The organism is Aeromonas sp. 600886, from assembly GCF_049174935.1.
GTDB lineage: Bacteria > Pseudomonadota > Gammaproteobacteria > Enterobacterales > Aeromonadaceae > Aeromonas > Aeromonas veronii_A.
The window spans coordinates 20,618-30,868 of the sequence record NZ_JAAKUB010000036.1 but is presented as its reverse complement, the minus strand read 5'-3'; the positions used below and the strand labels follow the sequence as shown (position 1 = coordinate 30,868).

At 48.7% G+C, this 10,251-nt stretch carries 6 protein-coding genes; 3 read left to right on the top strand and 3 right to left on the bottom strand.

What is annotated here, in order from left to right:
- A partial coding sequence (locus tag G5179_RS19900) for a hypothetical protein (RefSeq protein WP_421258978.1) occupies window positions 1–114 on the top strand: 114 nt, incomplete at its 5' end.
- Between the two features lie 578 nt (window positions 115–692).
- On the opposite strand, the gene G5179_RS19895 is transcribed toward G5179_RS19900, so the two are convergent.
- From G5179_RS19895 to G5179_RS19885, 3 genes are all read right to left on the bottom strand, one after another.
- A complete protein-coding gene (locus G5179_RS19895) occupies window positions 693–2,000 on the bottom strand; it encodes a carbohydrate porin (RefSeq protein ID WP_227342780.1) in 1,308 nt (435 codons plus the stop codon).
- Window positions 2,001–2,174: 174 nt separating this feature from the next.
- Window positions 2,175–3,518: a melibiose:sodium transporter MelB gene (melB, locus tag G5179_RS19890; protein WP_227342782.1), complete on the bottom strand. Its 1,344-nt coding sequence runs from the start codon at window positions 3,516–3,518 to the stop codon at window positions 2,175–2,177.
- 208 nt (window positions 3,519–3,726) lie between these two features.
- A complete protein-coding gene (locus tag G5179_RS19885) occupies window positions 3,727–5,853 on the bottom strand; it encodes an alpha-galactosidase (RefSeq protein WP_227342784.1) in 2,127 nt (708 codons plus the stop codon).
- 816 nt (window positions 5,854–6,669) lie between these two features.
- Between G5179_RS19885 and G5179_RS19880 the strand changes: the two genes are divergently transcribed.
- Both G5179_RS19880 and G5179_RS19875 read left to right on the top strand, forming a co-directional pair.
- Window positions 6,670–9,477: an inverse autotransporter beta domain-containing protein gene (locus G5179_RS19880; RefSeq protein WP_421258977.1), complete on the top strand. Its 2,808-nt coding sequence runs from the start codon at window positions 6,670–6,672 to the stop codon at window positions 9,475–9,477.
- Window positions 9,478–9,545: 68 nt separating this feature from the next.
- Window positions 9,546–10,250: a ZirU family protein gene (locus G5179_RS19875; RefSeq protein ID WP_227342788.1), complete on the top strand. Its 705-nt coding sequence runs from the start codon at window positions 9,546–9,548 to the stop codon at window positions 10,248–10,250.
- Window position 10,251: the final 1 nt, after the last annotated feature.

The following is a 10,251-nucleotide window of genomic DNA, read 5'->3' as shown; positions in this document are numbered from 1 at the left end:
TGTCTCGATGGCGCCCACATGGGGGTGGGCGGGGATGACTCCTGGAGCCAAAGCGTGCGTCCCGAGTATCAACTGCTTGAGCGTCGTTACCGTTGGGGCTGCACCCTTTATTAAGTGAAGCCTGCCAGACCATCATGATGAAGCGCCGGGTATCATCCGGCGCTTCTATTTTATGGCGTGTTATAAACATACTTTCTACACCAGGTTAGATTCATGGAGAAGATTCGAGTTCACCAAGCTGGATATCTCATCTGATGGAGATAACAAACTCGTTATTTTCTGGTGTAGAAGCTATCTCATAAAAATCAAGTTTGTAAAAAGTGAGCCATGATGTTTCCCTTAGGGAAGTGTTGATTACTTAACCTCATCAGAACGGTTTTGCTATATTTTTATCGGAGGTTACCAAAAATATTGCTGGCTTCATCACAGAGAAATATTTATCATACTCTTTATTAAAGATATTTATATAGAACTGTCACTATCGTGCAACCATGCCTATCAATAACATCAATATGAGATATAGCCTAGAGGCACAGAGTTTTCGTAATGAATCATTGTAAACACGACTCAGGTATATATCGTGTCACATGCAGCCAACTAATAACAATGCCAGTCATATATAACTGACTGGCATTGTGCATAGATAATTTAATACTGGTATTTAGTATGGTGACATTTTTTAGTAAATATATTTACCACCATACTTCGATATTAAAGCCGAAAGTCGCTTCGTTTTGACTACCGGCTTTATCGCCAGTCAACTTAACAGGTTTGCCATACACATCACCTTGACGACTCCACTCATTATCCAGTTCGGCATAGGTGGCAAATAAACGCAGGGTTGGTCGAGCCCAGACAGAGCGGCCAGCTTGGAACATTTGTGCCAACGTTACCTTGGAGAAGTTGTTCACACCTGAACCATTTTGAGCCTTGACGCGCTCGTAACCAATTTCAAGAGCCGTTGCTGTAAAGTCATTCCAACTATATTGCGGACGCATACCAGCACTGAACCAGTCACTGCCGTACTCATTATCAAGCTCCAGGCTTTGATAAGCTATTGAATAAAGAGCACTCCACTTGTCATTAAAAATGAGATCGCCATGGTTTATAACGCGGAAACTACTGCCATCATGGTCGACTCCAATCGCATATTTTACTGCTGATGCTCCCTCGGCACTCATCAAACCGCCAGCCAATCCATCGATACCATACTGCATAGCGAACGTATTACTACCTAGAACCCACTTCTGCTGGTATAGCATGCTCAGCATTGCACCGCTATCCGTGATCTCCTGATTTGGATAACCTTTGTTATCAAACTGTTCGAAATGATCATTCTGGGCGAATACATAGTTCAAACCGAGCGTTATATGTGCACCACTGCTTATATTTATATCGGATAGTCGAACATCAAAGTGGTGTAACGAACGGATCTCGTCATGGTAGGCCCCATTTTCACCAAGGGCATTATAACTGCTCTCCGGGGTGAAATAGGCGAGATGAAGCTTGGTGCCGCTAACGTCAATATTTTCAATACCAAAGCCCTTGTTAGAGACATCCCAATACTTGACATCGATCATGTGAACTTCATGGCGCTGATAGAAGCGCTCCCCGGCCCAGACTACCGCGCCAGGCAAACTTGGCAATATATTATGAGCAGAAGACCAGACCTGTAATGTACCGACATCGCTCCACTTGTCGCCACTGCCAATATAATATGTGAAATCGAAGTAAGCCTCCTCTTGCCGCCACAAGTCAGCCTTGAAACCCAACTCCCACCAGTTCATCTCATTACCAAGACGATAGTTGCCATACCCCTCCTGGGCTCGTAGTACAGCATCCAGTTCTCCTTTACCCCCATTACGTTCATCGTTATTCGTGTTTATATTGCCCCACTTGGCATATCCCATAGTTGTGAAATTTTCAAATGCAGCCTGAGAAGACAAAGGCAGCATCGCTAATAAAAGCAGACTGAAGCAGTTTGATTTTTTTAGTTTCATGTATTTTCCTTACTTGTCAATATTAAATGGATTTTCTTTGCATCGTTAAGAGAATAAAAGGCACGACCTATTTCACCAGGTAACCTAGAGCTATTAATGTGAAAATGATGCGACTATCAGTGAGAACCTAAATGACGAACTCACTTATTTCTTGCAACTTGTTTTTCTCTATATTCAAACTCGACCCAGTGCGGCCAGTATCTCATCGTGAAATTTACCATTGAGCTTATAACTTGATTTATAAATCAGATAGCTCAGAAAAATTAGCAGACTCGGAATGCCTAACATCAAGACCTGCATTCCCAGCACAGTGCCTTCGCTTTGCAAAGTATTTGGGACATAGCCAACTATTGTTAGCCCAATACCAGTCAGGAAGCCGGCAAATGCACTGGCAGCTTTCACCAGCATGGTTTGCACCGAGAAGACGACACTTTCACTGCGCATGCCCATCTTGTATTCACCGTAATCAACCACATCTGCCAGCATAAGAGTTGACATCGCCAAGGCAAAGCCTGAGCCCAACTTCATTGCGGCTCCTGCCATTCCGATCAGTAGTGTATTCTCTGGCATAAAATGACCGGTAAGCAGCAAGATGACATAACTCATCAGTGGGAAAACACAAGCAAGGCGCCAAATCATGGGGCGAGATAGTTTGCTGACGATCAGTGGGAATAACACCAGTCCGATGATCTCGGCAGAGCCCGCAAATCCCATGAAGACGGCGAACATATCTTTATCGCCCATCGCATAAGTGAAGTAGTAGATAGCAAAACTACCGGCTAACTGCATTGCCAAGTTAAAGCACAACACAATACCTATCAAAGCCTTTAGTTGATCATTTTGGAAGATAATCGCTTTTACATCTTTAAAGTTGATCTTCTCAGACACCTTGGTCGCAATAGCGCTATCTTCTTTTACTTTCCATACGGTCAGCAAAGCACTCAAAATGAATATTAGCGCAATAATCATCGATACCTTGGCGAAGCCGGCACCACTATCGCCATCACCCAAAATATCGATAGCTTTCATGCCAAAGGCTCCCATAACAAACCAGGCAAAGCTTGCAAACAGGCGAGGGATCACCACAATCTGCTCTCGCTCTTTCTTATTGCTGGTTAGCGCGGGAATGAACGACCAGTAGGGAATATCCATGATTGTATATGTCATTCCCCAGAGGATATAACTGATAGCTGTATAAATGTATAGTGCGGTTCCTTCAAACTCATGGGTGAAGAAAACAGCTACCATCACGACTGAATTTATCAGGGTACCAATAACGATCCATGGTCTGAACTTACCATAGCGACTGCGAGTATTATCAACAATCATACCCATGATGGGGTCGTTGAACGTATCCCAAATTCTGGCGACTAAAAATAAAGTGCCTACGAATGCAGCTTCAAGGCCAACGACATCGGTATAGTAATACATTAAATAAATGTAAATTATCGAACATGCCAAATCTTTACCAAGGGCTCCTATACCATAGGAAAGTTTGGCGACATTGCTTATACTCATAAAGTTTCATCCTTATTGTGAGTGTCATGTGTGATTTTTCTTGATTAATACAATAACGTGAAATAATGAAGATTTAGTCTAAATATAATGAAAACCCAAAGGGTTATCTTGGCCGGTTTTTAATCATGTCGATAACATCGAGGACGGCCATAATTCAATGGCCGTTTCGCTCTGATTATTTGTGAATCGAGATAATTAAACTGTCAATTTATAACGCTGATATATCGATCAAGATGGCCGTAGTTGGATCAAGAATTGGCATTGCCAGACCTACTTGGCGCAGCCATTCGCCGCTTGATACGATACCAGCAAGGCTCCAGACGGGTTGCTTGTTAACCAGGCCATTATGAAAGTTATTCGGATGCGCGATGACGTTGACGCGATATTGTGTTTGCGCGATTAATCCCGGTATCCGTAAAGTGCCGCTGTGGGCATATGTAGGCATATCTAGCTGTGCAACCATCACTAATGCATGCTTGGCATCAGGAGTTATGACGGCATGGATTTTTTGAGCTTGTTGATCGTCGCTTTCAATACGGTAGGTGATTCCGCTATGAAGCAGGTTTCTATACTGCTTATGCAATGCGATGTATTTTGCAAAGCCAGCTTTCTCTTCGTCCGACTCTTTGACCGGATCGAGCTCTATTCCCATATGTCCAAACAAGGCTGTGATCCCGCGGAAGTCGATGTCGGATACTCTGCGAGTGGCATGGCAATGTCGAGCGCCAATATGAGAGCCCATCACTTCAGGCGGGAAAAAATAGCTAAACCCGCTCTGGATCTCCTGACGTTTGAGTGCGTCATTGTTATCAGATGGCCAGAAACGTTGCACTCGCTTTAGGATCTCATAATCGATACGGCCACCACCGGCAGCACAGGATTCAATCTCGATATGTGGATGCCTTGTTTTAAGCTCGTCCATCAGTCGATAGACATTTTGTACCTGGCGTGTTTGGCAAGCTTGTCCGTGGTGAGCAGGCTGGACCGTTTCACGGTTCATGTCCCACTTGAGATAGGCAATATCATAGCGGCTCAGCAGGTCATCAAGACGTTCCAACAAGTAGGCAAAGGCATCAGGATTCTGCAGGTCGATCAGATATTGGTTGCGACCTGTTGGTTGCTCATAGCCATCGAGTTCCATCAGCCAGTCGGGGTGTTGGCGATATAGATCAGAATCTTTGCTGATCATTTCTGGTTCAACCCAGATGCCAAATTCCATGCCCATGGCTTTGACATGTTCGATAACCGGCTGCAAACCATCAGGATATTTCTGCTTATCCAGGTACCAGTCACCCAGTGCCGCCCTATCATTGCAGCGGCCCTTGAACCAGCCATCATCAATGATGAAGCGTTCCACACCCATCTTGGCTGCCTCAGTGGCCATACACATGATGTAGTCTGGATCATGCTCAAAGTAGATACCTTCCCATGTGTTGAGATGTACCGGTCGGCATGTCTGATAGTTGCGTCGCTGCGGAAAGGTCAGGATGTGCTCACGCACAAACTGGTGAAATTGATGGCTCATGCCATTCAGGCCATCAGCACAATAGGTTGCATAGAGCCAGGGGGTCGTGATGCGTTCATCTTTTTGCAGGCAAATTTCCCCCGGGTAGTAGAGTGCTTCGGCCTGCAAGAAACGACGACCATCAGCCTTTACATCAACTCGCATTCGATGATTACCGCTCCAGGCCAGATGAGCTCCCCATACTTCTCCGTGCTGTTCATCAAATCCTTTGGTGCCGATGATGAGCGCCGGGTAGTGTTCGTGAGACGTACGACCACGGCGGTTCTCTTGCTGGAATCCACCGTGCATCAGGATATGTCGATGCTGTTGGAACTCATTAACCCAACGCCCGTAGAATGACAAACACTCAATGGCGCGCATGGGTAATGGCAATGTTGTCGCGAGCCTGTTTACCGTGAAGGGCTCCTCGCTTTCATTGTTCAGGGTATGGCGCACGGCGACAATGTCAGAAAGAGGATCTATGGTGAGTTCAGTCAAGAGACACAGGCGAGCGACAGGATCATGACTGACAAGGCGTAGGGAATGTTCGTCGTGCTCGACAGACTGAATAGTGAAGACCGGAGACCAATCCTGACCATTTCTATGCCCTTCCAATGCAGGGGAGCTAAAGACGCCCGAACCGGAGTCCGGAAACAAAGTTAACGGGACATCGCAATCCAGTCGGCCAAAAGGCACTGGCCGATCAAGGGATAGGCAGCGCTCCGGGGGCGTCAATGTTAACTTGTTGCCCCAATAGATAATTTCAGCTCCTTGCGTCAGGTTAACGAGCATTTCCGTGCGTCGACCACTTATCTTGCAGATCTTTTCCATTTCTCTACCTTTGGCCTCTGAAAGAGGGGAGTAATTAATGCTGACGGCAGACAGAACAATAAAATGCCGATTAATTAATGTGGTTGGCGCAACAGTAGTGTAAACGATTCCACTGGTGTGACTAAAAAAAATCAATAGCGCTACCTGACTCACAAAAATGGCTTTTTTTTAGCCTTAATTGAATTTTATGGAGGAGTGGTACTGTTTTTTTTAGCACTGATGTCGTAAATGAAGAAAGAAAATAACCAATTGGCATAACATTAATTTATTATTTTAATATGAAGAGGTGTCGACCTCTTTTCTATTTATGGCGATGCACTCTCTTTTCATAGGAGGCACGCAAATTACTCGTGCTTTGCTTATGAAGTTTCTGTTCCGCGAGTAAATCACAGCTGATGTACTGTTTAATCGGAAACGTTTGCCAGAGTGGATCAATGTTCGAGCGGTGGTGACACAGAAATATACCAAGGTGAAGTAGGATGCTGATAAAAATTAAGATTCTTTGTTGGTGGATGTTTTTTGAACTTTAAAATGTATTAGGGGAACAGGGGTGCTCATGGACTGACATCGCAGCAAACCTGAACTCAAGCTGTATTATAAATAGATTTAATTGTGATGCTTGTCACGTTTTCTGAATTCCAGTTAAATGAGCATGCCTGATGCAATAGAGCTCAATGAGGTCTGTTTTGTTTGTGTTTATGGCTGATATAAAGAGAAATGCTATATGTATCAAGCTGATACCAAGGTGGGTTATTTAAATTAATTACATTTATTATTTATTTATTGTGACTTTAAAATTTAATATATAGATCTCAAATGCAGCCCCTCATATATAGTCCTGCCGCTAAAGATATACTCAAGGGTCTATTTATGAGTTTCACACCAAGTAAAGTCCATCAAAGCGTCTGGACTTATCTCTTTTTAGGACAGCAGGCATTATTTCCTGTGGCTTATGCGGCTGGGCAACTCTCCATGCCCGCAGCCAAGCAACCTGAACTTATCCGCTATCAGATCGCAAAGGGAGATACGCTTGGTTCTGTCTCACGCCAGTTTGGCACAACACCTCACCAACTGTTGGCATTAAATGGCAACCTGGCGCTAAACGCCCCTCATTTGCCGGTAGGTGACACTATCAATTTACCGCGTGCGTCCGTTTTACCTGCGCTGTCAGGCGCCAATCCACTGCATTTGACGGCGCCTACGCCAACCCCTGTGGATGTCGAGCAGAAGGTTGCCGAGCAGGCTGCCCGCTTGGGGCAGCTGTTTTCACCTGCCGAGTCAGAGATGCCGGCAGATCAGGAAAACCACAGTGAATTGGTTAAGGGGTTTAAACGAAGTCTGCGGCATCTACCACCTTCCGCGCAGAGCGTTACACAGGATGCGACTGCACCGCATCATGGGTCAGAACAAGAGAAGCAGTATTGGCGTCAGCAACTGGTCACCCATTTTGAAGAGGAGGCCAATGCCTATGCAGCATCCTTGCTGGGGACGATGGGCACAGCCAGAACCCGGGTGACACTGGATGACGATTTCAATATGGTCACTGCCGAGGCGGATCTCTTGTTGCCGCTTGCGGAAGAGCAGCAGACCCTGCTGTTTACCCAGTTTGGTCTACGCCGAAATGGGCAGGCGCGCACCATTGCCAACCTGGGGGTGGGCCAGCGTCATTTCCTAGACCGCTGGATGCTGGGCTACAACCTGTTTGCTGATTATGACCTGACCAACCGGCACTGGCGTGCGGGAGTCGGGACTGAGGCGTGGCGTGACTATCTCAAGTTGGGTGCCAACTTTTATACACCACTGAGCAGTTGGCGTGACTCCCCACGGTTTGAGGGTATGGAAGAGCGCGCAGCACGCGGTATGGATGTGCGTCTTGAGGCCTATCTGCCGGCCTATCCGCAATGGAGCGCATCGCTCACTGCCGAGCAGTATTTGGGGGAGCGGGTTGACTTGCTGGGCGCAGATCAGCTTGAGCGCGATCCGCATGCCATCACTGCCGGTCTGCACTATAACCCCTTCCCGTTACTCAAGATGGATGTCGAGCAAGTTGAAGCGAGCGGCAGGCAACATGACACCCGTTTTACGCTGGGGCTGGAGTGGAAGCTGGGGGCCACGCTCTCGGACATGCTGAATCCGTCCCGTGTCGACAAGTCGCTGGCAGGTATGCGCCACGATCTGGTTGAGCGTAACAATGACATGGTGCTCGAGTATCGCGACAAGGTACTCCTCAAGGCCTCTCTCAACGACCAGTATTCTGCGGGAGAGGGGCAAGCCCTGACCTTGACGCTCAACATTCAGCATTCCCGCCAGATAGCCTCCATCCAGTGGTTTGGCGAGATCCTGGGGCTCAGTGGACTTGGCCCTGTCGATACGGTTGGGCAGGACAAACGTTCCCTTACACTTCCGGTCTTGCCCATCTATCGCATTGGCCAATCCAATCAATATCCGGTCGTTGCCATCGTCACCGACATTGATGGCCATGAAGCCATCGCGGAAGGGGTTGTTGTCGTCTCGGAAGACTCTGGGCTGCAACCCGCTATTCAGTTGGCAGAACACTTTGTTCAACTTCGCCCCGGTGCTCACTACCACGTTGACTGGGGGGTGGTTGACCCCCGTCAGAAGCCTGCCAAAGCGCGAAATGGGATCCCGATTGAGAGTATTGAGGGGGATGTAGAAGCGGACCGCGATGGTTACCAGTACCGCTATCGCCTGACATTTCAGGGGCCTGCACAGGTACTGACGGGGCGTGAGCTGGTTGCGCCTGGGCAACCCAACCCCGGCACTCGGTATCGCCTGGATGTAGAGGTCACCTTCCCGAGTGGGCATGTGGCGCGTGACAGCATGGAGTTTGAGTTTATTGATGATGCAACTGTGCCGGGGGCCCCGACGTTGACAGTGACCGACAGCAATGGTGACGACAAGCCAGAGGCCACTGGTAAAGCGGAACCGGGCAGCACGGTGACCATTACCTGGCCGGATGGCACGACCAGCACCACGACTGCAGATGAGGATGGCAACTACAGCCTGGAAGCCCCGACGGCGCAGGGGAGTGGCACCATCACCGCCACGGCTACAGACAAGCGCGGCAACACGGGGCCGGCTACCAGCGTGAACTACACCGACTCAACGGCACCAGGGGCTCCGACCTTGGTTGCGACGGATCGCAATAGCGACAACAAGCCGGAGGTCAGTGGCAAGGCTGAACCGGACAGCACGGTGACCATTACCTGGCCGGATGGCACGACCAGCACCACGACCGCGGACGTGGATGGCAACTACAGCCTGGAAGCCCCGACGGTGCAGGGGAGTGGCACCATTACTGCCACGGCTACCGACAAGAGCGGCAACACGGGGCCGGCTAGCAGTGTGAATTACCTCGCGAGCTTGATGGGAGTGACGATTACCGGGCTAGTTAACGGCTTCCCTCAGGTGGGCTCTGTACTGACGGCCGTGCCTGACTGCGGCTCGAGCGCGTGCCGCACAGGACTGACCTGGCAGTGGCAGATCGAGGAGGAGGTCGGTACTGGACGTTTTGTGGATATCGCTGGGGCGACCAGTGTGACCTATTTACCCGTGCGAGAGGATCAGAAGAAACGGGTGCGCGTCATTGTTGCGGCGCTGTGAGCATCCGGAGTGGCGTTTATCGACGCCATGTAAGTCATTTTTTGTAGCCAAAAGGAAGAGAGCAAGTGATGAGAAAGCAAAAAATCGCGGTATCGATCGCAATGGTAATGTGGGGCGTAGCCAGTGGCGCCAGCGCGCTGACATCGGCTCCAACCGATACTGTGAAGGGGCGACCCCCAACGTTGACTGGAGTGTCATTCAACTATGTCGATGTCAACAACAACGGTCGAGTGGATGTAGGTGACAGCCTCAAAATTGAAGAACAAGGTTTTGATGATCCGGATATGGATGCTCAAGCACCGAGTGAGTACAAGTGGTATCGCGATGGCATTGATATGGGGGTAACCGGTGATAGTTATTCCCTGACTTTGGCAGATCTTGGTACCCAAATCACAGCAGGAGTTATTCCGCAAACCGATGCAACCACGACAGACCCTTATCAGGGGAATGAAGTTGCGGCGGCGGGGGGCTCTCCTGATGGCGATGGTTCTGTTGATGTGGTTGATCCCAATGAGGTGGATGCCGTCGAGATCGTCATTGCGGCCACTGACGCTGCGCTTGCTGGCAATCCGATTGTCTCGACCGAACTCAGGGCCAAGGTCACTACCAGTGCCGGTGGGGTTGGGGTGGCGAGTGATTACAACTACACATGGCAAATTGAGGATGGTGCAGGTGGCAACTACATCAACATTCCTGGGGCTGTCAGTGAAACCTACACCCCAAGCAAGGATGATCAGAAGCGCAAGCTGCGGGTTGATGTCACCAAGAAGTAAA

Bases quoted from the DNA above. Each gene is read 5' to 3' on its own strand.
- G5179_RS19895 (WP_227342780.1), bottom strand. From the start codon at position 2,000: ATGAAACTAAAAAAATCAAACTGCTTCAGTCTGCTTTTATTAGCGATG.
- melB (WP_227342782.1), bottom strand. From the start codon at position 3,518: ATGAGTATAAGCAATGTCGCCAAACTTTCCTATGGTATAGGAGCCCTT.
- G5179_RS19885 (WP_227342784.1), bottom strand. From the start codon at position 5,853: ATGGAAAAGATCTGCAAGATAAGTGGTCGACGCACGGAAATGCTCGTT.
- G5179_RS19880 (WP_421258977.1), top strand. From the start codon at position 6,670: ATGCAGCCCCTCATATATAGTCCTGCCGCTAAAGATATACTCAAGGGT.
- G5179_RS19875 (WP_227342788.1), top strand. From the start codon at position 9,546: ATGAGAAAGCAAAAAATCGCGGTATCGATCGCAATGGTAATGTGGGGC.